We start from the raw sequence: 23,413 nt of genomic DNA on the forward strand, positions 1-23,413 counted from the left end.
GACGCCACGGTAGCACGGGCCGAATGGACAAATCTTGCGGAAATGCCGGACACCCAACGATCAGCCCCTTTTTGATTTCAGCGAAATGGGGTCTTGCCCCTCCGAAATCTATGTCTAAAGTTAAAGACGGTGAAATCGGGTGAACGCGTCATTTTTCTCGGGTAAGTTGCTTGGACGGGGCAGCACGCATTTCGAATTACGCAGGTCGTTCGTCGATGTTCAATCGCCACACCACGTTTTCGGGAGAAGAAGAAATGGATGCTTCCAGCTTCATCACGTCGCTGCAGGCCACACTAGGCGGATACCTGCCCAAGATCGCCGGCGCGATCGGCATCCTGGTGATCGGCTGGCTGATCGCCGTCGCGGTGCGGGCCGGCGCGCTCCGGCTGCTCAGCGCGCTGAAGGTCGATCAGCGGATCACCGACAGCACGGGCCAGGGCGCGTGCGTCGAACGCATCATCGCCGGCGGCCTGTTCTGGCTCGTGCTGCTCGTCACCGCGGTGGGCATCTTCAACGTGCTCAACCTGTACGCGGTCTCCAATCCGTTCTCGCTGCTCGTCACGCACATCGTCAACTACCTGCCGAACCTGATCGGCGGCGCGGCGCTGACGCTGATCGCGTGGCTGATCGCGTCGCTGCTGCGCAGCCTCGCGAACCGGGCGCTGAAGGCGAGCAAGGTCGACGCCACGCTGTCCGAAAGCGCCGGCATGCAGCCGATGAGCGGCTATCTCGGCGACGTGCTGTTCTGGCTCGTGATCCTGATGTTCCTGCCGGCGATCCTCGCGTCGTTCGCGCTGTCGGGCCTGCTGTCGCCGGTGCAGGGGATGGTCGACAAGCTGCTCGCGATCGTGCCGAACATTTTCGCGGCCGCCGTGATCGGCTTCGTCGGCTGGATCGTCGCGCGCGTGCTGCGCGGCCTCGTGACGAACCTGCTGGTCGCCGCCGGCGCCGACCGCCTCACGCAAGGCATCGACAGCCCGACGCCGGTGCGCGTGTCGAGTCTGGTCGGCACGATCGTCTACGTGTTCGTGTTCGTGCCGACGCTGATCTCCGCGCTCGACGCACTGAAGATCGACGCGATCTCGATCCCCGCGACCAACATGCTGAACCAGTTCCTCGGCGCGGTGCCGGACATCGTCGCGGCGATCGTGATCGTGCTCGTCACGTTCTACTTCGCGCGCTTCGTCGCGTCGCTCGCGCAGAAGCTGCTGGAAGCGGCCGGCGTCGACGGGCTGCCGGCCGTGCTCGGCGTCGAGCGCGTGTTCTCGGGCATCCTGCAGCCGTCGGTGCTGGTCGCGCGGCTGATCGTGTTCTTCGCGATGCTGTTCGCGTCGGTCGAGGCCGCGAACCGGCTCGGCTTCACGCAGGTGCGCGACGTCGTCACGCTGTTCATCGAATTCGGCGGCCACGTGCTGATGGGCGGCGTGATCCTCGTGATCGGCGTGTGGCTCGCGGGCCTCGCGCGCCGCGTGATCGAGCAGGCCGACCGCGAGCACAGCGTGCTGTTCGCGCGGATCGCGCAATTCGCGATCCTCGGCCTCGTGTTCGCGATGGGGCTGCGCGCGATGGGCATCGCGAACGAAATCGTCCAGCTCGCGTTCGGCCTCGTGCTCGGCGCGATCGCGGTGGCCGTCGCGCTGTCGTTCGGCCTCGGCGGCCGGGAAGCGGCCGGCAAGCTGCTCGACCGCTGGTTCAACCAGCGCGGCGGCGGCCAGTAACGCCGGCCGGCACGGCCGATCCGGCCCGCATCGCGCGGGCCGGATCGGCGTGGCAACGCGGGCGGCCGGCGTTGCCGCGAGCGTTTTCGAAAGCGTTTCCGCAAGCGAAATGTCAGCCGCGATCTTTGCCGAATTTCGATAACACGTCGTTTAATGACTCTCTAGCATCGATTCTCAGTCGCGCGGGCCCGCAGGCCGGCGCCTTTGAGGAGAGTCCGATGAAAGCAGAGTCGAATGGCCGGCCCGCCGCCGGCGCCAAGTCCTCCGGCCAGCCCGCGCTGCAGCAGACGCTCGGGACCTGGCAACTGTGGGGCATCGCGGTCGGCCTCGTGATTTCCGGCGAATACTTCGGCTGGAGCTACGGCTGGGCGAGCGCGGGCACGCTGGGTTTCGTGATCACCGCGCTGTTCGTCGCGGCGATGTACACCACCTTCATCTTCAGTTTCACCGAGCTGACGACGTCGATCCCGCATGCGGGCGGCCCGTTCGCGTATGCGCGGCGCGCGTTCGGCCCGACCGGCGGCTATCTGGCCGGCGCGGCGACGCTGGTCGAATTCGTGTTCGCGCCGCCCGCGATCGCGCTCGCGATCGGCGCGTACCTGCACGTGCAGTTTCCGGGGCTCGAACCGAAACACGCGGCGATGGGCGCGTATCTCGTGTTCATGGCGCTGAACATCGTCGGCGTGCAGATCGCGGCGACCTTCGAGCTCGTCGTCACGCTGCTCGCGATCTTCGAGCTGCTGGTGTTCATGGGCGTCGTGTCGCCGGGCTTCACGTGGAGCAATTTCACGAAGGGCGGCTGGTCGGGCGCCGATCACTTCAGCGTGGGTGCGTTCCACGGGATGTTCGCGGCGATTCCGTTCGCGATCTGGTTCTTCCTCGCGATCGAAGGCGTCGCGATGGCCGCCGAGGAAGCGAAGAACCCGAAGCGCTCGATTCCGATCGCGTACGTGGCCGGGATCCTGACCCTCGTGGCGCTCGCGATCGGTGTGATGGTGTTCGCCGGCGGCGCGGGCGACTGGACCAAGCTCGCGAACATCAACGATCCGCTGCCGCAGGCGATGAAGTACATCGTCGGCGCGAACAGCGGCTGGATGCACATGCTCGTGTGGCTCGGGCTGTTCGGGCTCGTCGCGTCGTTCCACGGGATCATCCTCGGCTATTCGCGCCAGATCTTCGCGCTGGCCCGCGAAGGCTACCTGCCCGAATGGCTCGGCAAGGTGCATCCGCGCTTCAAGACCCCGCATCGCGCGATTCTCGCGGGCGGCGTGGTCGGGATTGCCGCGATCTACAGCGACGAGCTGATCCAGTTCGGCGGGCAGACGCTCACCGCGAATATCGTGACGATGTCGGTGTTCGGTGCGATCGTGATGTATATCGTCAGCATGGCGTCGCTGTTCAAGCTGCGCCGCTCGCAGCCGAACCTGGCGCGGCCGTTCCGCGCGCCGCTGTACCCGATCTTCCCGGCCTTCGCGATCCTGGCGGCGCTCGTCTGCCTCGCGACGATGGTGGTTTTCAACGGGCTGGTCGCGCTGGTGTTCGTCGGCTTCCTCGCGGTCGGTTACGCATACTTCCTCGCGACCCGTTCGCAGCGCGCGAGCGCACCCGGCGACGCGCTGCTGGAGGAGTGAGCACGGTGACGACGGTGAACGTGAAAGGCCGTTCCTGACGGCATCCGGCGCGCCCCGTCGAACGGGCGCGCCGTCGGCTTTTGGCAAGGAGATTCGAACGATGTCCTATACGGAGACGATCGGTCCGCGCACGTACCGCTTCGCGGACCTGAAGACGCTGCTCGCGAAGGCGAGCCCGCTGCGTTCCGGCGACCAGCTCGCCGGCGTCGCGGCGGCGAGCGAGGAGGAGCGCGTCGCCGCGAAGATCGCGCTCGCGGGCGTACCGCTGAAGGCGTTCCTGAACGAAGCGGTGATCCCGTATGAAGACGACGAGGTCACGCGCCTGATCATCGACGATCACGACGCGCACGCGTTCGCCGAGATCTCGCACCTCACCGTCGGCGATTTCCGCAACTGGCTGCTGTCGCCCGCGGCCGACGGCGCGGCGCTCGAACGGATCGCGCCCGGCCTCACGCCCGAGATGGTCGCGGCCGTGTCGAAGCTGATGCGCAACCAGGACCTGATCGCGGCCGCGAGAAAGCGCCGCGTCGTCACGCGCTTTCGCAACACGGTCGGGCTGGCCGGCCGGATGTCGGTGCGGCTGCAGCCGAACCACCCGACCGACGACGTGAAGGGCATCGCCGCGTCGATGCTCGACGGGCTGATGTACGGCTGCGGCGACGCGATGATCGGCATCAACCCGGCCACCGACAGCCTCGCGGCGATCGTGAAGCTGCTCGCGATGATCGACGGCTTCCGCGAGCGCTACGGCGTGCCGACGCAGTCGTGCGTGCTTACCCACGTGACCAACACGATCGCGGCGATCGAGAAGGGCGCGCCGGTCGATCTCGTGTTCCAGTCGATCGCGGGCACCGAGAAGGCGAACGCGAGCTTCGGGATCTCGCTCGCGCTGCTCGGCGAGGCGCGCGAGGCCGCGTTGGCGCTCAAGCGCGGCACGGTCGGCAACAACCTGATGTATTTCGAGACGGGCCAGGGCAGCGCGCTGTCGGCGAACGCGCACTTCGGCGTCGATCAGCAGACCTGCGAAGTACGCGCGTATGCGGTCGCGCGCAAGTTCGAGCCGTTCCTCGTGAACACGGTGGTCGGCTTCATCGGGCCCGAATACCTGTACGACGGCAAGCAGATCATCCGCGCGGGGCTCGAGGATCACTTCTGCGGCAAGCTGCTCGGCGTACCGATGGGCTGCGACATCTGCTACACGAACCACGCGGAAGCCGACCAGGACGACATGGACACGCTGCTGACGCTGCTGGGGGCGGCCGGCATCAACTTCATCATGGGGATTCCGGGCGCGGACGACGTGATGCTCAACTATCAGAGCACGTCGTTCCATGACCAGCTCTACGTACGCGAGGTGCTCGGCCTGCGCCGCGCGCCGGAATTCGAGGAATGGCTGGAGACGATGGAGATCGCCGACGCGCACGGCGCGCTGCGCGCGGCAAACGCCCGCGTGCCGCTGCTCGCGGGTGCGAACGACTGGATGGGGATTTCCGCATGAGCGACGCCGTCGAGAAGAATCCGTGGGCGCAGCTGAAGTCGTTCACGAACGCGCGGATCGCGCTCGGCCGCGCGGGCAACAGCCTGCCGACCGCGCCGCTGTTGGCCTTCAACCTGTCGCATGCGCAAGCGCGCGACGCGGTGCACCAGCCGCTCGACGCGGATGCGCTGCGGCGCGAGATCGAGGCGGCCGGCATGCTGCCGACGCTGCGCGTCCAGAGCGCCGCGCCCGACCGCGACCACTACCTGCGCCGGCCCGATCTCGGCCGCAAGCTGTCGGACGACAGCCGCGGGCTGCTGGCCGGCTACGGGGCGGCGCTCGACGACGCGCCGGATGTCGTGTTCGTGGTCGGCGACGGGCTGTCGGCATTCGCGGCCGCGAAGCAGGCGCTGCCGCTGTTGCAGGCCGTGCGGCCGCGGCTCGACGCGGACGGCTGGCGGATCGGCCCGGTGGTGGTCGCGACGCAGGCGCGCGTCGCGCTCGGCGACGAGATCGGCGAGCTGCTGCGCGCGAAGGTGGTCGCGATGCTGATCGGCGAACGGCCGGGGCTCAGCTCGCCGGACAGCCTCGGCGTGTACCTGACGTGGGCGCCGAAGGTCGGCTGTCACGACGCGCTGCGCAACTGCATCTCGAACGTGCGGCCCGAAGGGCTGCCGCACGCGGCCGCCGCGCACAAGCTGCATTACCTGATGACGCACGCGCGCCGCCTCGGGCTGACGGGCGTCGGGCTGAAGGACGACAGCGACGCGTTGGCGCCGCCGGCTCATGCGGAGCGGATCGGGGCTGCTTGAATAGCCACTCGCATCGAAAGTCCATCAACACCCGCAGCTTCGGCGACAACTGCCGGCTCGGCGCAACACGTTGATTGCTTGCCGCACGCGGGGACGGCGCGAGCGTTGCAAGTGCCGCGCATCTTGGCATTGCCGCGCTCCGTCTCGATCGGTCCGTCGATTGGGTTTCGCGCACCTGGCAAACCACTACCTCGATCCTTTGCACGGCTTCCGGGCTCATCGGCCCTGAACGCGCGCGACTACTGGCGCATTTGACGCCGGTCAGCGCTCTTGAAAATTCGCATTGCGAATTTCGAATTCGTCTGATTGATTCATCTTTCTCATTCGCGCAAATTTCGTGTGGCGCAACCATCACCGATTTGTCGAGAAAGGAGACCCGATGAGTGACGAGTCGAACGTACCGCCCCATCTTTCCTTCACCAGCAGCTCACTTGCTGCACGCGTGACCAAGGCCAGCAGCACCATCCGGCTGATGCCAAGGCGAAAGCGACTGTTGGATTGACGCACGATTGAATCGGATTGGTTGATTCGGTTGGCCTCATTTCATTTGTTGCAGATTTTCCGCAATGGTTTGTCCATGGATAGCGGCCGCGTTTCGATGTGATATGGCTGGCGCCCGATATAACGAGGATAAGAATGGCGGAATTCGATCGCGTGACAAGTTATTTGACGGGGCGGCAATCCGCGCATCTGACGCTGATGCGGCGCAAGTCGAAGCGCGATCCGGAGACGGGCGAACTGCCTCCCATGCCCACGGTGTCGGTCGTATCGTGGGTCGTGCGCGAGGCGATCTGCGAGCCGTACAGCGTCAAGGCGGTCGTTGCCGCACCGGTTGCGATTCCGAGAAAGACGGTGCTCGGGCAACTCGCGAAATTTTCGGTTCGACCCGAGGACGGACGCGCCAAGCGCGAATTTGCCGGCTTCGTGACGCAGTTCGACTCCGTATCGGAATCTCGTGATGGTTACACCTACCGTATTGTGATGCGCCAGCATCTGGCCGTCATGGACGGCCCGAGCAATTGCGCCACGTACCAGGGAATGGCCTCGTGGGAAATCATCAAGGAGATTTTGGCGCGTTACGACCTCCGCTTCTGGATACAGGTCGAATTCAATCTACGCCGCGAGCATCCCAGGCACCCATTCCGCTTCCAGTACAACATCGGCGACTGGGACTACATCAAGCTCGAGATGGAGCAAGCGGGCCTGTATTGCTACACAAGGACCGGCGAGCACGGCGACGTGCTGGTGATCGCGGACGACGTTGACGGCTATATGCGCCCCGCGATACCTGTACTGGATCGTCCTACTGCCGGGCTGGCGACCTTCGAGGAATCGATTTTTTCCTTCAAGGTCCGCTCGCGCGTCGTGCCGGAATCCTATGTGGTTGCCGACTACAACCCCGAGCAGGCGTGGGAGCGCTTCCGTGCCGAGGACCGCGCCGTATCGGACGACGAGAGCATGATCGGCAAGCCCTATGTCTGGGGCACGCATCACGACGACGCCAAAGGGGCCAAACGCGACGCACAGTTGCGCCATGAAGCGGCACGCGCCAGCCAGATTCGTTACTCGGTGGAGTCGACCGTGCTGGCGATCCGGCCTGGCAGCATCGTGCAGTCTGATCGGGCGCTCGAGGATGCCGGCGCGGCAATGTTCGTGACAGCGGTCGTGCATCGCGGCGCGCGGAACGCGAGCTATGTGAACAGCTTCACGGCGATTCCGGCCGATCGCCCGTACCGGCGGGAAATTGACGAGCGTCGGTGGCCGAAAATTCCCGGCACGCTAGGCGCGACTATTACGTCGCCTGACAAGTACAAATTCGCCTACCTGACCGACAAAGGCGAGTACGTTGCGCGGTTTCACTGCGACTTCGGCAACTGGCCCAAGGGTGGGGAAAGCGTTCCGTTACGGCTCGCCAAGCCGTTCGCAGGCAGGAACCATACGGGCATGCACATGCCCGCGTTGGACGGCGACGAAGCACTGATCGGCTTTCGCGAAGGCAATCCGAACAAGCCCTTTATTGCGGCCTTTATCCACAATAGCGAGTGCCCCGACCTGATTAATTCGTCACGACGGCGCATGTCGCGTAACGAGATCCGAACGCAATCCGGCAACACGTTCTGGATGGACGATTGGGACAATCAGGAAGGCATCGAACTCGGTACGCAGCACTCCGGCCGCTCGCAACTCCATCTCGGCCATATGGTGGACCGCGCACTGAACCAGCGAGGCGCGGGTGCCGAACTGCGGACTTCAGGGCATGCGGTTGCGCGAGGCGGCGCAGGTGTGATGGTGACGGCCTACGACCGGCCGGGCGGCGCGGGCAAGCAGCTTGATATGGCCGAGACGATCGCGCAACTCAAGGAAATGTTGGCGCTAGCCGAATCGCTGGCGAAGTCGGCCGAGGCGTCGAAGGCATCGCCTGCGGATACCCAGGCCCAAAAGGCGATCAGCGACGGGCTGGACGAATTGAAAAGGCCGGGTGCGGTCGTGACTGCGCCGGGACCGGTTGGCGTGGTCTCGGGCGACGGCGTGCAACTCGCCGCCGATGGTTCGATCATCGGGACCGCGAAGAAAGGAGTCCACTTCAGCGCGCTCAAGAGGATCACCGCCGCTGCGGGCGGTCGGTTGTCACTGTTCGCGCGGAAGGGCATGAGCCTGATCGCGTCGGCCGGCGAGGTCATTGTGCAGGCCCAGCGAGGCCGCATGCAGCTTGCGGCGCAGGAAGACATGACGGTCGAAACGGTCAATGGCGTTTTGCACGTGAAGTCGCCGAAGGAAGTCCTGCTCAGCGTCGGCGGCTCGTATATCCGCGTGAATCCGGAAGGGATCGAGATGGGCTCGCGCGGCCGTGTGCACTTCAGGACAAGTGGCTTGAAGAAGACCGGGCCGGCTCAACTGGACCTGAGCGGCGCGGCGTTCGCGCCGGCTTTCGTGCCGTTCAAGACGGAGTGTGAGGTCTGGCGTACCAATCCGAATTTTGTACAAGCGCCGGCCTTGGCACTTGAGCCGAACCCGGCGCAATGGGAGTCACAGGGTAATAGAGGGGGCGTGCCGCCGGTCCGTGCGTCAGATACCGGCGCAACAGTGCCGCCATCATTCCTGGGGGACATCTTCGGTGGGAAATCAAGTGCGAACGCAGGAGTGTCAAGCGATCGCGGCCTGACAGTTAACGATCCGGACAATGAGCAACAAAAGTGCATCAGGCCTGATCCGATTCAGCTATTAAGTCCCGCTCCGTGTAATTGGCAACTGGCTGATTTTAGTGAGTCAGTCAGCATGATGCGGGAGACGGCGACGTATCAGAAATACGGTTGGACGAGAAATGAGCGACTTAAAAATGGTGACGATCCGGTTATGTGTGCCGGAACAGCGCTCACCACATGCCAGTTCAACTACGATTCGAGTAATAAAACGCTGACGGCGAAGGTCGTTACCGCATTGGTGCCGCGACTGCTGGTGAAAATGAATCGGGTAACAGGAGAGCCGTTGCGCGACGAAAATAACCGGTACATTGTAGTGCAATATGAAACGTTCAGGAATGGAGCCAATTCCGGAAAATCGTTTGACGAGCATGGCTTGATGCAGGTCGAACGTGACCCGAAGGAAGTTGACGCTTCAACCTACAAGAACCAGATTGAAAGGACATTGAATCAGGGTAATTACAAGCTGATTCTTGATGGCTGTCAGAAGGGCGGCGCCTGCGGTTGCCGGATCGCCGTCAAATTCTGTGCTGATGTGCATGTGGTAAGGGCGGCTGACTCGCCAGCGCTCAACCCGAACATCACCATTAACCTGTATCCGACGACTGAGCGGGCAGATGCTATGAATTGGCCGGAAAAAGAGTATCAGAAGCAGGTGACAACAGGGCGATATGCGGAAAGATTTACGCAAACAAAAGCGCATGAAATCGGGCATCTCTTTAATTTTCCTGACGAATACTGGCAGCAAGGGGGATTTGTGCACTCGATTTATGTCAGGGATGGCGTGAATATCGATTTTGCGCTTGCCGATGCAAATAAAGATAAGAATACGTTCTGGATTATTGAAACTGAAACCAATCTGATGGGCGGTGGATGTCTTCAGCCGACGGCGACGATCTCCCCGTATTACCTCGAATACATCCGTAGGTGGTTCTCCGCTCATACCAACAAGTTGTGGAGGGTCGGCTATGACGCGCCAGTCAAGAAAGCATGAACAGATAACGAAAGGTGAGCCCAAAATATGGGGGGCACTCTTGTTGGACAGGAGTGATTTGCAGTTTTCTAACGTAGTTCGAAAGCTGGCGCTGTTGATAATTCTTGTATGGATGGGAGATGGATTCGTTATGGCGAATGATTTCAGCAACAGTGTCATGAAGCCGGGTGCGTTTTCCCTTTCGTGGTCTGGTGGCCTTGAATATGGCTCGAGAGAAATGACTTTTGATGGTGAAGGAAGGTTTTATTTTGCCAAAGGGGATACTATCAACGACGAAGCACAAACTGGTGTGGGTGTTTTTGTTCTCAGTCTGCAGAATAAAGATGCGCAGCAACTGAAAGACGTAGCTCACACTTTGTGTGACAAGGATATTCAGTCTGGCGGACCAGAAACCCATGATCCTGCCGCAACGTTCAGCGTTATCTGCCAAGACGAAGGCAAAGCCGTACGGAGATCAGGTTCATTGCGTCTGATTCCAGAGCGCTTCAGGCGTCAGGTTTTTGACGCACCTCTCAGGCTATCCGAGCAAGCACGCTCGGGTGGTCGGAAGATCATCAAGTTGGATTTCGAGACCGTGAGTATCGAGCATAAAGGCGATCATTACATCGTGTCGGTCAGATTTATCAATTCCGGCGATCGATGGATTAAATTTAAAACTCCGGATCTATTGCCTGGTAATACTCGGGGTGGAGGGCTTTCCATTGCGCCGTTTAGTGAGCTTGGGAGGATGCAGCCTCGCGATGATTGGGGTTTTAATTTGGCGGGTAAAACACTGATAAATAAAAATGAATTTCGGGATGGATTTGTCATGCTCAATCCTGGTGAAGGCAGGGTTTTGAGGGTCGAGGCTGTTCCGGATAATAAAATTTCAAAAGGTGTGTACGAGCTTTCCGGTGTGACTTTTATGAAAATAGAATACGAGGGTTATGGCTGGGGACTGTCAACGCATGTCGATTTTAGTCCGATTAAAAGCCAAATAACTTTCGATCGGGACTATCCTTCAACACCACAGGAGCGCGAGCAGTGGGAGACCACGCATCGCGCAAACATGTCATATCACGCGGTGAAGCCCGGTGATACGTTCGCTGAGGACGGCCTGTATCGCGCAGTGCGTCTGAATGCCGGCGGCAGCTACCGCAGCTTGCAAGTGATGCCGTTCAAGGCCGGCGACATCGCCACGACCGACAGCGTGAGGATGCCGATGGAGTCCGGAGACGGCGTCCATCTCAACGGACTGGTGCAATGGGTATGGGAAGGCAGTGCCCCGACCCCCACGAAGCCATTCTCGTCCGCCTACGTCGAAGGCACGGAGCAGTTCAGCTTGCCCGGCGCGGCGTGTCCGCGTGGCGGCCGTTGGGTGGCGCGCGTGCGCACGAATGCGGACTACTCGACGCCGGAATACCGCTATGACCTGTCCCGCATCGTCACGATGCGGCGCGGTCAGCCGATGCCGTCGATTTCGAACGACGCCGGCAACGCTGAATGGGAATGGGTGGGGGGCTGAAATGCGAGAACGTGCGCTGATCTATCAGCATGACCGGACGACGGCGAACGGCGTCGTGCTTGACGGCCTTGATGACGTTGAACTCGACGATCGCAAGTTGAGCCATGTGGGCGCGCGGGTCCAATGTCCTGCGTGCAACACCATTGGCCGGATCGAGCCGGTCGGTGAGCGCTCGGACCATGAACTGAGCGACAAACAGCCCGCGCTCGAAGACGACCTTTGCCGGTGCGCGTGTCATCCGTCGCCGCGGCTGATTGCATCGCAGCGCCACTCGATGATCGAAGCGTGACGCGATATTCACGGAGACGCGATGAAATTTCGCTGGGATCAACGCGTGCCGCCCGAGTGGCAGCACCCCAAACCGCCACCCGTATGGGTCTACCTCGTCTTGTTCCTCGTGATCGCGGGCGTGTGCCTGGCCTATACGGTGATAACGTGGCCGGCGGGCAAACCAGTTGGCTCGCCGGAATTCACGCGCTCCGCGCTGGCGGTCCCGTTTACTTTTTGGCTCACGATCTGCGCCGCGCTTTATTCGTCGTTTTACGACGGCTTGGCGTTTGAGGCAGCGGTCAGGAATGCGGCGCGCTGGCATTTGCTGGTCCGATGGCAGCGACTCAGCCGCGCAGGCATGGCCGTGCTCGACAGTGTCATTCTCACGCCCGAAGCCGACCTGGCCGAACGCATGCTGAAACTGGAAGGCAGTCCACCGGAGAATCCGGGGAAGGTCATGTTGCTTGGAGGCCTCGACGCAACCCACGTCGCGTCACGCGTCAGCAGCCTGCTGGAAACCCTTCTGACGCCACTGGCGGCGCGGCTGGCTGAGGCGTCGCGCAGCAACTCATTCGAAATCGTGATGCAGTGCGACCGGCAGGAATGGTCGACGGACGTCAAGGCTGTGTGGGAGCGCCTGAAGTTGCCAGGGCGGCCCTGTGTTCGATGGATCGACAACGACCGCAACGTGAACTTTGCGGAGAACTGGTTCACGGACAAAAGCGACTCGCCGTTTGCCTCTAGCCACTATGCAGTGGACGGAACTCCGAAGTATCGCCTCGTTGTCGCATGGCATTTGAATGATGACGCCCCCGGCATTGCGCCGGCGACATCGGAAGCCGCGGTTGCGCTTCTGCTCGGTTCGCGCGCGCTCGTACAGGAAAAACCTGAGCTAAAGCGGCAGGCTTGGCTACTTCGTCAGGTCGTCGGGGAAGCCGATCAGGTCGATAGGTCGCTGGCGTTGCTGCTCAACGCGGCGCAGGCGCCACGCGAGCGTATCCGTCACTTCTGGCATAGCCGGCTCAAGGGGCTCGCGCAACATGCGACGCTGGGCGCGGTCAGGGATGCCGATCTGAAGATTGACGCGCATGCGCTAGATCCGGCGATTGGTCCGCAGGCTCCGGTCGCGCGCTGGGTCCTTCAGGCGCTGGCCGGCAAGATGGCGTTATATGGTCAGGGGGCGCAGCTTGTCGCACTGCCTCACGAGGACGGCGTCGCGCTCAATCTTGTCGTCAAGGAGCTGCCGAGCGTGGACGCGCCGTGGAAGACGGACTACGAGTACAACCTGTTCCCAGCCGTCGAACTCGTCGCGTGTGTGGCGATGTGGGTATTCGGGATGCTGCTGTCCCCCGACAAGGCGTGGGGCACGTTCGAAACGGTGTTCACCAGTGTCATGGTTGTCGTCGTGATCTTGTGTGGTGGCTGGCGCATCCTCGCACAGCGGCTCTATGCCGACGACGTGTGGCGCCAATACGGGTAAGCAGCGATGAAGGCATTTCGGCAATTCGGCATTTCCCGGTTCGTGGCGTTGTGGTGGCTCTCGCTGCTGGCGTGTGCCGTCTGGATGACTGCGAGTTAGGGGTATGCGTCGGCAGTACTGGGTACGGCAACCCCTTTGCAATACGCGTTGATCTTTCTGGGCTTCACGGTGGGGCTGATCGCAGACGAACTGTGCGATCGATGGCGATGGCATCTCGCATGCATCTTTCATATAGAGGATGTCGTCGACGGCGTGTGTCCTGACCGGGAACACGAGATTGCGCAGGCGGCGGTGTGGCGCTGGTATGAGCATCGAGGCAAGCCGTGGTGGATCAGTTCACATCGGGAACGGCCCCATGTGCGCACAGCGGATGCGTGGCAGCGTTTTGAGGCGTATGACCGTGCGATGAAGCGGCAGATACGCGCGGCCCGAAACGGCGACGTATGACGTCGCATCGGCGTTCCTGATTCACTGGCGCCGGACTGAACGCTACCTGAACAGCCGCTCGCACAGGAAATCGACGAACACGCGCAGCTTCGGCGACAACTGCCGGCTCGACGGCCACACGATCGAGAACTGCCCGGGCGCGATCCGGTAGTCGTCGAGCACGGTGACGAGCGCGCCGTGTTCGAGCGCGTCGCGCGCGAGGAAGTCGGGCATGTAGCCGATGCCGAGCCCCGCGAGCACGGCGCCGCGCAGCGCTTCCATGTTGTTGCAGGTCATCGCGGTGCGCAGCGTGAGCGGCGTGCCGTCGTCGGCCGCGAGCGCCCAGTCCTGCAGCTTGCCGGTGGTCGGGAAGCAGTAGCGTACGCAGTCGTGCGCGTCGAGCTCGCGCGGCGTGCGCGGCGTGCCGGCCTGCGCGAGATACGCGGGCGTCGCGCACAGCACGAACGCGAACGGGCCGAGCCGCCGCGACATCAGGCTCGAATCCGACAGCGGGCCGCTGCGGATCACCGCGTCGAAGCCGCCTTCGACGACGTCGACCATCCGGTCGTTGAAATCGAGATCGAGCTCGACGTCCGGATAGCGCTGCCGGAATTCGGGCAGCACCGGCAGCAGGAAGCGGTAGCCGATCACCGGCAGGCTCACGCGCAGCTTGCCGCGCGGGCGCTGCGCGGACGCCGTCACGGTCGCCTCCGCGTCGCGGAAATCCTCGAGGATCCGCTGGCAGCGCTCGTAGAAATGCCGCCCCTCGTCGGTGAGCGTCACGCGCCGCGTCGTGCGGTTGAACAGGCGCACGCCGAGCGACTGCTCGAGTTTCGCGATCGTCTTGCCGACCGCCGACGCCGAAATGCCGAGCGCGCGGCCGGCCGCGACGAAGCTCAGCGCTTCGGCGGCGCGGACGAACGCGACGATGCCGGTGAGGTTTTCCATCGAATCGAACGGTGTGCGGACGACGCACGCTAGCGGGGCAATTGCGGAATTGTAGTCCGTTATATGCGGAGCTTCGCGTGGTTTTTCGCGGATTGAATCCGATTTATCTTTTGTCGCTCTGATGGCGCATCCGCGCCGGCTTTTGAGGAGCGATGATGGATCACCCTGTTTCAACTGCTGCAGTCCTGGCCGCGCGCCGGCGCACATGGGTGCTGGCCGCCGTCTGCATGGCCGCCGTCGCGCTGCCGCTGTCGTTTTCGGGCGGCGCGGTCGCGACGCCGGCGATCGGCCGCGACCTGCACGGCAGCCCCGTCGCGATGAACTGGATCACCAACGCGTTCATGCTCGCGTTCGGCAGCTTCCTGATGGCGTCGGGCGCGCTGGCCGACCAGTTCGGCCGCAAGCGCCTGTTCGCGATCGGCGTCGGCGGCTTCACGCTGATGTCGGTCGCGCTCGCGTTCGCGCCGTCGATCCTCGCGGTCGATTTGCTGCGCGCCGCGCAAGGGCTCGCGGCGGCCGCGGCGCTGGCCGGCGGCACGGCCGCGCTCGCGCAGGAATTCGACGGCGCGGCGCGCACGCGTGCGTTCAGCCTGCTCGGCACGACGTTCGGGATCGGGCTCGCGTTCGGGCCGGTGCTCGCCGGCGGGCTGATCGGGCATTACGGCTGGCGCGCGATCTTCGTGACGGGCGCGGTGGCCGGCGTGCTGTCGCTCGCGTTCGGACTGCCGCGCATGCACGAGTCGCGCGATCCGCACGCGACGGGGCTCGACTGGCCCGGCACGATCGCGTTCACGGCCGCGCTGACGCTGTTCACGTTCGGCGTGATCGAGGCGCCCGCGCGCGGCGGGTCGAGCCCGCTCGTGATCGCGCTGCTGGCCGGCGCGGCGCTCGGCGCGTGCGCGTTCGTGACGATCGAGACGCGCGTCGCGCGGCCGATGCTCGACCTGTCGCTGTTTCGCATCGCGCGCTTCGTCGGCGTGCAGGTGCTGCCGGTGTCGACCTGCTGCTGCTACATCGTGCTGCTCGTCGTGCTGCCGCTGCGCTTCATCGGCATCGACGGCTTCAGCGAGATCGACGCCGGCTGGCTGATGCTCGCGATCTCCGCGCCGATGCTGGTCGTGCCGCTCGTCGCGGCGACGCTCACGCGCTGGCTGTCGGCCGGCGTGATTTCCGGGCTCGGGCTGCTGGTCGCTGCGGCGGGGCTCGTGTGGCTCGGCATCGCGCTGCGCGGCGGCGCGGGGCCGGCGGCGATCGCGCCGATGCTCGCGATCGGCATCGGCGCCGGCATGCCGTGGGGGCTGATGGACGGGCTGTCGGTGAGCGTCGTGCCGAAGGAGCGCGCGGGGATGGCGACGGGCATTTTCAGCACGACGCGCGTGGCCGGCGAGGGGATCGCGCTGGCGATCGTCGGCGCGGTGCTGGCCGCGCTCGCGCAAGCGGGGCTTGCGCAGGCGGCAGGGGCCGCCGGCACGCCGGACGCGACGCTGCGGGCCGCCGCGCGGCTCGCGACCGGCGATCTCGCGGGCGCGGCTGCCGCGTTGCCGGGCGTCGGTCGTGCGGCGTTGGTCGCGAGCTACGCGCACGCATTCGACCGGCTGTTGATCGCGCTGGCCGTCGTCACGGTGCTGTGCGCGGTGGTGGTGTTCGGGTTTCTCGGCGGGCGGCCGGCTGTCGACGAAGCGGGCGATGAAGTAGACGGCCCCGCGCAGGCCGACGCCGCCGTGCCCGCATCGTCCGCTCGTTAAAGCCTCACCCGCCGCGCGTCACGCCAGCACGAGCGGCGGCAGCCCTGCCTCCGCGCGAGCTTGCGCGCATTCCACATCGATCACGAGATAGCGCAACGCATCCGGCCACAGATGCGCGCGCGCTTGCGCATCCTCGTCGAGCGTCGCGCGGCCCTGCACGAGCCAGGTCGTCTGACGCACGAAATCGACGAACAGCAGCGCGATGGCCGGATTCACGAGCAGGTTGCCGATCGTGTTGAGCAGGTTGTTGCCCGCGAAGTCGGGCAGCACCAGCGTGCGGCGGTCCGGGATATCGACGAGCGGCGCGAACGAGCCGTCGGCGCGCGGCTGGCGGCCGCGGTACGAACAGTCGGCGTTGCCGGCCGCATCGGCGGTCGCGACGATCAGGAAAGCCTGCTCGCGGATGAATGCGATGGCGTCGTCGGTCAGCGGGCCGCGATCGTTCATGGTGTCGGTCGGCGTGTGCGCCGTGGCGTGTGAATCCGCGACAAGCACGCAAGCGACATGCCACGCGGCGCGGCGCGCGCTGGCGGGCAGCGCGCCGCCGCGCACTGTGGAAATTCCGAACACCGGCCCCATCGTTGCGCAATCGCGGTGTTCAGAATCGGTACACCGGCCGTGTTGCGGACGTGAACACCGCACGGTGCGAACCCGCGCCGGCCGCGATCGACGTGCGCCCGCTCCCGCCCGTTCCGTTTGGCACGCATGTTGCATGAACGGGATCAGCGCATTCCAACCGGCGCTCTACTCACACAAGCACGATGAACAGGAGACATGTATGAACCCGTTTGACCTGAAACAACTGGGCCTCGACGTCGAATACCCGTACCGTCAGCAATACGACAACTACATCGGCGGCAAGTGGGTTCCGCCGGTGAAGGGCGAGTATTTCGAGAACGTGTCGCCGATCAACGGCCAGCCGTTCTGCCGCATCCCGCGCTCCGGCGCCGACGATATCGAACTGGCGCTCGACGCCGCGCATGCCGCGCGCCGCAAGTGGGGCAAGACGTCCGTGGCCGAGCGCTCGAACCTGCTGCTCGCCGCCGCCGACCGGATGGAAAAGAACCTGAAGCTGCTGGCCGTGGCCGAGACGATCGACAACGGCAAGCCGCTGCGCGAGACGATGGCGGCCGACCTGCCGCTCGCGGTCGACCACTTCCGCTACTTCGCGGGCTGCATCCGCGCACAGGAAGGCGGCATCTCCGAGATCGACGACAACACCGTCGCGTACCACTTCCACGAGCCGCTCGGCGTGGTCGGCCAGATCATCCCGTGGAACTTCCCGCTGCTGATGGCCGCGTGGAAGCTCGCGCCGGCGCTCGCAGCCGGCTGCTGCGTGGTGATGAAGCCGGCCGAGCAGACGCCCGCGTCGGTGCTCGTGCTGATGGAGCTGATCGGCGACCTGTTCCCGGCCGGCACGATCAACATCGTGAACGGCTTCGGCAAGGAAGCGGGCGAAGCGCTCGCGACCAGCAAGCGGATCGCGAAGATCGCGTTCACGGGCTCGACGCCGGTCGGCAAGCACGTGCTGCGCGCCGCGGCCGAAAGCCTGATCCCGTCGACGGTCGAACTGGGCGGCAAGAGCCCGAACATCTTCTTCGCCGACGTGCTCGACCAGGACGACGCGTACCTCGACAAGGCGCTCGAAGGGCTCGCGATGTTCGCGCTGAACCAGGGCGAAGTGTGCACGTGCCCGTCGCGGATCCTGATCCAGGAATCGATCTACGACCGCTTCATCGAGAAGGCCGTCGCGCGCGTCGAGCGCATCAAGTCCGGCCACCCGCTCGACCTGCAGACGATGATCGGCGCGCAGGCGTCGCAGCAGCAGCTCGACAAGATCCTGTCGTACATCGACATCGGCCGCGGCGAAGGCGCGCAATGCCTGACGGGCGGCGAGCGTACGGCGCCGGCCGCCGACCTCGGCACGGGCTACTACGTGAAGCCGACGATGCTGCTCGGCAACAACAAGATGCGCGTGTTCCAGGAAGAGATCTTCGGGCCGGTCGCGTCGGTGATGACGTTCAAGGACGAGCAGGAAGCGATCGAACTCGCGAACGACACGTTCTACGGGCTCGGCGCGGGCGTGTGGACGCGCAGCGGCACGCGCGCGTACCGGATGGGCCGCGAGATCGAGGCCGGCCGCGTGTGGACCAACTGCTACCACCTGTACCCCGCGCATGCGGCGTTCGGCGGCTACAAGCAGTCGGGCATCGGCCGCGAGACGCACAAGATGGCGCTGTCGAACTATCAGCAGACGAAGTGCCTGCTGGTCAGCTACCAGGCCGAGGCGCTCGGGTTCTTCTGATCGCCGTAGTCCGTGGCGAAGTGTCGGGGCCGGTTGGGCCCGGCACTTCGCGCGGTTCGATTCCTTGTTCGACAGTCGGCGTCGGTCGCGCTTTGCCGCGCAGCCGGCGCCGCTAACGATTCCGGTCGTCGCGGGCTCGCGGTCGCCCGGTGCGCCCACGCGTGCGACGACAACCAGCATGGCAGACCTGCCCCGATCCTTTCCACGTCACCCGGTATTCCATCCGGGCGAACTCGACGCGCAACACCGCTTCGGCGTCGCCGACGAAGCCGAGCGGATGAGCGACGTCGTGACCACGCGGCTGAGCGTCGGCGTACGGCAGTTCGTCGAATCGCAGCCGTTCATGTTCGTCGGCATGGCCTCCGGCGTCGGCGCATCGATGACCTGCGACATCGTGCAGAGCCGGCGCGACGCGAACGGCGACCTGCTGCCGGTGGTGCGCGTGATCGATACCAAGACGCTGCGGTTCGCGTTGCCGGCCGCGCCTGACGGCGATGGCGGCCGGATCGACGCGGCCGCCTGCGACGGCCGGGGCGTCGGATTGCTGTTCGTCGATGTCGTGCGCGGCCTGCGCTACCGGATCAACGGTCGCGCCACGCTGCGTGCCGATTTGCCGGAAGCGGACGCGGCGCCGTGGGCGGCGGACAGCGCGATCGTCGAACTGGCGATCGCGCAGGCATACGGCAATTGCGGCACACGGGTCGTGCGGCTGAAGCCGGCCCGGTAGCCGGTAGCCGGTGGCCGGGCGCGGGCGCGGGCGGCGGCGCGCATGCGCGGTCGCCGCGCGGATCGCACCGGCGGCGTGCGCGGCATGCCGCCTTCGGGTGCGCCCGCATGGCGAGCATCGGCCGGACAGCGTGGAATGGCGGCTTGCTCGCCGGGCCGTGCGGTTCGGCACGGGACTTGCATGATACGCAGGGTTCCGCGCAGGTGAGGGAGGACACGATGGACCAACACGTGGCGTATACGGAAGAACCGACCGCCGAGGACACGCGGCGCAGCGCGCAAGGCGACGACGCGTTCGCCGGGCAGGCCGTCGTCAGCGTCGCGCACGATGCGGACGAGCAGGCGCGCAACCTGATCGGCTGGCGGCAAACCTACGACCAGCTCGCGGCCGGCCGCTTCGTCGGCACGCTGACCGAGCTGCCGCTCGACACGATGAAGCTGTTTCGCGAATCGACCAGCCACCTGCTGCGCCAGGCGTGCGAAGTGCGCGGCGACGCGTACTGGTTCGGCATCCCGCTCGTGTGCGACGGCTCGGCGCGCGTCGATGCATGCCGCATCGGCCCGGGCGCGCTCGCGTTCCGGCCCGGCAACGTCGAATTCGAACTCGTGACGCCCGCGCAGTTCTCGATCTACGGCGTCGTCGTGCGCGGCGACGTGCTGCGCCGCTACGCGGAGGAAGTCGAGCACCGCGCGCTCGACGAGCGGTTGTTCACGCAGCGCGTGATGCAGGTCGGCGACGCGCGGCTCGCGCGGCTGTGCGCGCTGCTCGGGCGCCGGCTCGACGGCGCGGTGGCGATGGCCGGCCCGCTGCCCGATGCGCAGCGCGACGACCTGCAGGCCGAAGTGCTGGCCGCGCTGTTCGATGCGTGCGCGCAACCGGCCGACGACGGCAGCGGCGCCGCGCCGTCGACGCGCCGCTGGATCGTCGACCAGGCGCGCGACTACGTGCTCGCGCATCGCACGCGGCCGGTCGGCGTGCCCGAGCTGTGCGAGCAGTTGCACGTGAGTCGGCGCACGCTGCAGTACTGCTTCCAGGACGTGCTGGGAATGGCGCCCGCGACCTACCTGCGCACGCTGCGGCTGAACGGCGCGCGGCGCGACCTGTGCGGGCGCGCGGCCGGCTCGGTGCAGGACGTCGCGGAGGCGTGGGGCTTCTGGCATCTGAGCCAGTTCGCGACCGATTACCGACGCCTGTTCGGCAAGCGGCCGTCGGAGACGCTGCGCGATCGCGCGTGAACGTGCCGGTATGGTGAGCCGGGCGGCCGGCGGCGCGCTCACGGCGGTGCTGGCGCCGGGCGCGCGCTGCGGCCGGTTCGCCCCTTCCGCTCGCCGCCGCGCCGGCTTCGCTCAGATGGCCGACGCTGTCCCGTCGCGCGGGGCGGGCCACGCCAGCGCGTCCCAGTCGATCGCGCGGTACGCGGCTTCGACCGACGCCAGATCGTCCGGCCGCTCGCTGCGATGCAGCCCGTGCAATTCGGCCGGTACGTCGAGCATGACCGGTACGCAATACGGATAGTCGCGCACGCGCAGCACCGGCCCGATCGTCGTGAAGCACGCGATCGTCGGCACGTCGAAACCGTCGGCGAGATGCACGGCCGCCGTGTCCGGCGCGAACAGCAGGCTTGCGCCCTTGACCCACGCGATGAAGCGCGCGGTGTCGGTCGCGTCGCGGCTCACATCCACGTAAGCGGGATGCGCGATCGGGCCGAATCCCACCACCGGCAGCCCGTAACGCTGCGCGAGCCGTTCCACGAACGCGACGCGCAGCGCGGGCGGCACGCTGCGCACCGCGGTGCTCGCATTCGGGCAGAACAGCACGTACGGCCGCAGCCATTCGGCCGGCAGCGCGGGCAGCGATAGCCGCGCGAGCCAGCGGTTGCGCTTTGCGGCAGCCGGCACGGCAGCCGGATCGACGCCGAGCGCGTCGAGGAAGAAATCGATCATCGGCAGCCGCGCGAACGCGGGCCAATACAGGTGATTGCCGACATCGATGCAGTGCGCGTCGGCGGGCAGCGCTTCGGCCGGGCACGGCAATGCGCGCGACGGCGCGACGACGTCGGCCGCGAGCGCATACAGCGCATCGACGTAGCGCGGCGCGCGCGCCGGCCGGTACAGCGTGAAGCGCAGGCCCGCATGGGCCGCACGCAGCGCGGCGACGGCCGTCAGCCCGATCACCGAATCGCCGAGCGCGACACCCATCCCGTTGATCACGTGCACGTGCCGCGTAGCGCCGTAATCGAGCCGGAACGGCCGGTGCGCGGCGTGCAGCAGGCCGAGCGCCGGCGCGGCCGCCACGTAGCCTTCGGCGCGCACGTCGCCGTATTCGAGGTCGTACGGCGCGACGAGCGTGCGGTCGGGCGCGAGCAGCGTGCCGGGGCAGGCCAGCGCGTCGTCGTGCGACAGCGCGGCGACGGGCGGCGCGGCGTGCATGTTCACCGTCGTCATGCGCCGCGCGCGCGGCGGCCCTGCTCCCGGATCTGCTCGAGCGTCGCGGCCGGCGTGCTGGCGTCCTGCGGGATGCGGATCTCGATCACCGCGGGCAGCCCGCAGGTCAGCGCGCGTTCGAGCGCGGGCGCGAAATCGGCGGTGCGCTCGACCGTCTCGCCGTGCGCGCCGAACGCACGCGCATAGGCGGCGAAATCCGGATTCGTGAGCCCCGTGCCGTGCACGCGACCCGGGTAGTTGCGCTCCTGATGCATGCGGATCGTGCCGAAATGGCCGTTGTTGACGACGATCGCGACGATGTTCAGCCCGTACTGCATCGCGGTCGCGAGCTCGTTGCCGGCCATCATGAAGCAGCCGTCGCCGGCGAGCGCGACGACGGCGCGCTGCGGATACAGCGACTTCGCGGCGAGCGCGGCCGGCAGCCCGTAGCCCATCGCGCCGCTCGTCGGCGCGAGCTGCGAACGGAAGTGCCGGTACGCGAAGTGGCGATGCAGCCAGATCGCATAGTTGCCTGCGCCGTTGGTCAGGATCGCGTCGTGCGGCAGGCGTTCGCGCAACTGCACCATCACGTCGCCGAGCTGCACGTCGCCGGGCATCGGCAGCGGCGCATGCCATTCGCGGTACGCGCGGTGCGCATCGGCGGCCGCGCCGGCCCAGGCAGGCCGCTCGGGCGGTTCGAGCGCGGCCAGCGGCGCGGCGATCTCGGGCATGCCCGACACGATCGGCAGGTCGGCGGCGTATACGCGGCCGAGCTCGTCCGCGCCCTGATGCACGTGGATCAGCGTCTGGCGCGTTTTCGGGATGTCGAGCAGCGTGTAGCCACCGGTCGTCGCTTCGCCGAGGCGCGGCCCGATCACGAGCAGCAGGTCGGCGTCGCGGATGCGTTTCGCGAGCGCGGGGTTGATCCCGAGCCCGACGTCGCCCGCGTAGTTCGGGTGCGCGTTGTCGATCGTGTCCTGGAAGCGGAACGCGCACGCGACCGGCAATTGCCAGCGTTCGACGAAGGTGCGCAGGTTCGCGCACGCGTCGGGCGTCCAGCCGCTGCCGCCGACGATCGCGAATGGCCGTTCCGCGCGCGCGAGCCGCTCGCGCAACTCGTCGATCTGCGCGACCGACGGCGCGGCCGCGACGCGTTTCGCGGCCGGCACGACGGGCTGCGGCGCGCACGCGTCGGACAGCACGTCCTCCGGCAGCGCGAGCACGACCGGGCCGGGCCGGCCGGACGTCGCGACGTGGAACGCATGGCTCAGGTATTCGGGGATGCGGCGCGGATCGTCGATCTGCGCGACCCATTTGGCCATCTGGCCGAACATCCGGCGGTAGTCGATTTCCTGGAACGCTTCGCGGTCGAGGTGTTCGCGTGCGCACTGGCCGACGAACAGGATCATCGGCGTCGAATCCTGGAACGCGGTGTGCACGCCGATCGACGCATGGGTCGCGCCGGGCCCGCGCGTGACGAACGCGATGCCGGGGCGGCCGGTCAGCTTGCCGACCGCTTCGGCCATGTTCGCGGCGGCCGCCTCGTGGCGGCAGACGACCGTCTGGATGCGGGCGGTGTCGTCCGCGAGCGCATCGAGCACGGCGAGGAAGCTCTCGCCCGGCACGCAGAACACGCGTTCGACGTGATTGGCGAGCAACGCATCGACGAGCAGTCGTGCACCGGTGGTGGCGCGCGACTCGAGGTCCTTGGAATGCGACATGGGCTGCCGTCTCCCTGGGTAGCGGGACGTAC

General features: G+C 65.8%; 17 protein-coding genes. 13 read left to right on the top strand and 4 right to left on the bottom strand.

Annotated features, from left to right (window positions below):
• Window positions 1–254: 254 nt before the first annotated feature.
• The 9 genes from JYG37_RS02875 to JYG37_RS02915 all read left to right on the top strand — a co-directional run bounded on the left by JYG37_RS02875 (window position 255) and on the right by JYG37_RS02915 (window position 13,533).
• Complete coding sequence (locus tag JYG37_RS02875) at window positions 255–1,718, top strand: mechanosensitive ion channel (protein WP_050015867.1); 1,464 nt, start codon at window positions 255–257, stop codon at window positions 1,716–1,718.
• Window positions 1,719–1,936: 218 nt separating this feature from the next.
• Window positions 1,937–3,349, top strand: a complete 1,413-nt coding sequence (gene eat, locus JYG37_RS02880) for an ethanolamine permease (RefSeq protein ID WP_050015869.1) — start codon at window positions 1,937–1,939, stop codon at window positions 3,347–3,349.
• 100 nt (window positions 3,350–3,449) lie between these two features.
• Window positions 3,450–4,847: an ethanolamine ammonia-lyase subunit EutB gene (locus tag JYG37_RS02885; RefSeq protein ID WP_050015870.1), complete on the top strand. Its 1,398-nt coding sequence runs from the start codon at window positions 3,450–3,452 to the stop codon at window positions 4,845–4,847.
• Window positions 4,844–5,638, top strand: a complete 795-nt coding sequence (eutC, locus tag JYG37_RS02890; RefSeq protein WP_050015872.1) for an ethanolamine ammonia-lyase subunit EutC — start codon at window positions 4,844–4,846, stop codon at window positions 5,636–5,638. The genes JYG37_RS02885 and eutC overlap by 4 nt, the downstream gene beginning before the upstream one ends.
• A gap of 636 nt (window positions 5,639–6,274) precedes the next feature.
• Entirely contained in the window at window positions 6,275–9,832 is a 3,558-nt protein-coding gene (locus JYG37_RS02895; RefSeq protein ID WP_213345876.1) for a type VI secretion system Vgr family protein, read from the top strand.
• Complete coding sequence (locus tag JYG37_RS02900; RefSeq protein WP_143328857.1) at window positions 9,807–11,336, top strand: hypothetical protein; 1,530 nt, start codon at window positions 9,807–9,809, stop codon at window positions 11,334–11,336. The genes JYG37_RS02895 and JYG37_RS02900 overlap by 26 nt, the downstream gene beginning before the upstream one ends.
• A 1-nt stretch (window position 11,337) precedes the next feature.
• The gene (locus tag JYG37_RS02905) at window positions 11,338–11,625 is read left to right on the top strand and encodes a PAAR domain-containing protein (protein ID WP_046547487.1); all 288 of its coding nucleotides are present in this window, start codon (window positions 11,338–11,340) and stop codon (window positions 11,623–11,625) included.
• A 21-nt stretch (window positions 11,626–11,646) separates the two neighbouring features.
• Window positions 11,647–13,086, top strand: a complete 1,440-nt coding sequence (locus tag JYG37_RS02910; protein WP_089488031.1) for a KPHS_23130 family T6SS system protein — start codon at window positions 11,647–11,649, stop codon at window positions 13,084–13,086.
• Window positions 13,087–13,221: 135 nt separating this feature from the next.
• Window positions 13,222–13,533, top strand: a complete 312-nt coding sequence (locus JYG37_RS02915; RefSeq protein ID WP_124631507.1) for a hypothetical protein — start codon at window positions 13,222–13,224, stop codon at window positions 13,531–13,533.
• Window positions 13,534–13,575: 42 nt separating this feature from the next.
• On the opposite strand, the gene JYG37_RS02920 is transcribed toward JYG37_RS02915, so the two are convergent.
• Window positions 13,576–14,460 carry a LysR family transcriptional regulator gene (locus JYG37_RS02920; protein ID WP_050015880.1) on the bottom strand — a complete coding sequence of 295 codons (885 nt, stop codon included), beginning with the start codon at window positions 14,458–14,460 and terminating at the stop codon, window positions 13,576–13,578.
• 155 nt (window positions 14,461–14,615) lie between these two features.
• On the opposite strand from JYG37_RS02920, the gene JYG37_RS02925 reads away from it, so the two are divergent.
• Window positions 14,616–16,205, top strand: coding sequence for an MFS transporter (locus JYG37_RS02925; protein WP_050015882.1), 1,590 nt, complete (start codon window positions 14,616–14,618; stop codon window positions 16,203–16,205).
• Between the two features lie 18 nt (window positions 16,206–16,223).
• Here JYG37_RS02925 and JYG37_RS02930 read toward each other — a convergent pair whose 3' ends face one another.
• Window positions 16,224–16,652: a pyridoxamine 5'-phosphate oxidase family protein gene (locus JYG37_RS02930; RefSeq protein WP_050016022.1), complete on the bottom strand. Its 429-nt coding sequence runs from the start codon at window positions 16,650–16,652 to the stop codon at window positions 16,224–16,226.
• 331 nt (window positions 16,653–16,983) lie between these two features.
• Between JYG37_RS02930 and exaC the strand changes: the two genes are divergently transcribed.
• The 3 genes from exaC to JYG37_RS02945 all read left to right on the top strand — a co-directional run bounded on the left by exaC (window position 16,984) and on the right by JYG37_RS02945 (window position 20,472).
• Entirely contained in the window at window positions 16,984–18,510 is a 1,527-nt protein-coding gene (exaC, locus tag JYG37_RS02935; protein ID WP_050015884.1) for an acetaldehyde dehydrogenase ExaC, read from the top strand.
• 178 nt (window positions 18,511–18,688) lie between these two features.
• Entirely contained in the window at window positions 18,689–19,237 is a 549-nt protein-coding gene (locus tag JYG37_RS02940) for a hypothetical protein (RefSeq protein ID WP_050015887.1), read from the top strand.
• A gap of 218 nt (window positions 19,238–19,455) precedes the next feature.
• Window positions 19,456–20,472 (top strand): helix-turn-helix domain-containing protein, encoded by a 1,017-nt coding sequence (locus JYG37_RS02945; protein WP_089488032.1) that lies wholly within the window; start codon window positions 19,456–19,458, stop codon window positions 20,470–20,472.
• Window positions 20,473–20,583: 111 nt separating this feature from the next.
• Here the strand turns inward: JYG37_RS02945 and JYG37_RS02950 are convergent, their stop codons facing one another.
• Window positions 20,584–21,681 carry a glycosyltransferase family protein gene (locus JYG37_RS02950; protein ID WP_050015890.1) on the bottom strand — a complete coding sequence of 366 codons (1,098 nt, stop codon included), beginning with the start codon at window positions 21,679–21,681 and terminating at the stop codon, window positions 20,584–20,586.
• The gene (locus JYG37_RS02955) at window positions 21,678–23,381 is read right to left on the bottom strand and encodes a thiamine pyrophosphate-binding protein (protein ID WP_050015891.1); all 1,704 of its coding nucleotides are present in this window, start codon (window positions 23,379–23,381) and stop codon (window positions 21,678–21,680) included. Before JYG37_RS02955 ends, JYG37_RS02950 begins: the two co-directional genes overlap by 4 nt.
• Between the last annotated feature and the right edge of the window lie 32 nt (window positions 23,382–23,413).

It is taken from the genome of Burkholderia sp. LAS2, assembly GCF_018417615.1.
Classification (GTDB): Bacteria; Pseudomonadota; Gammaproteobacteria; order Burkholderiales; family Burkholderiaceae; genus Burkholderia; species Burkholderia sola.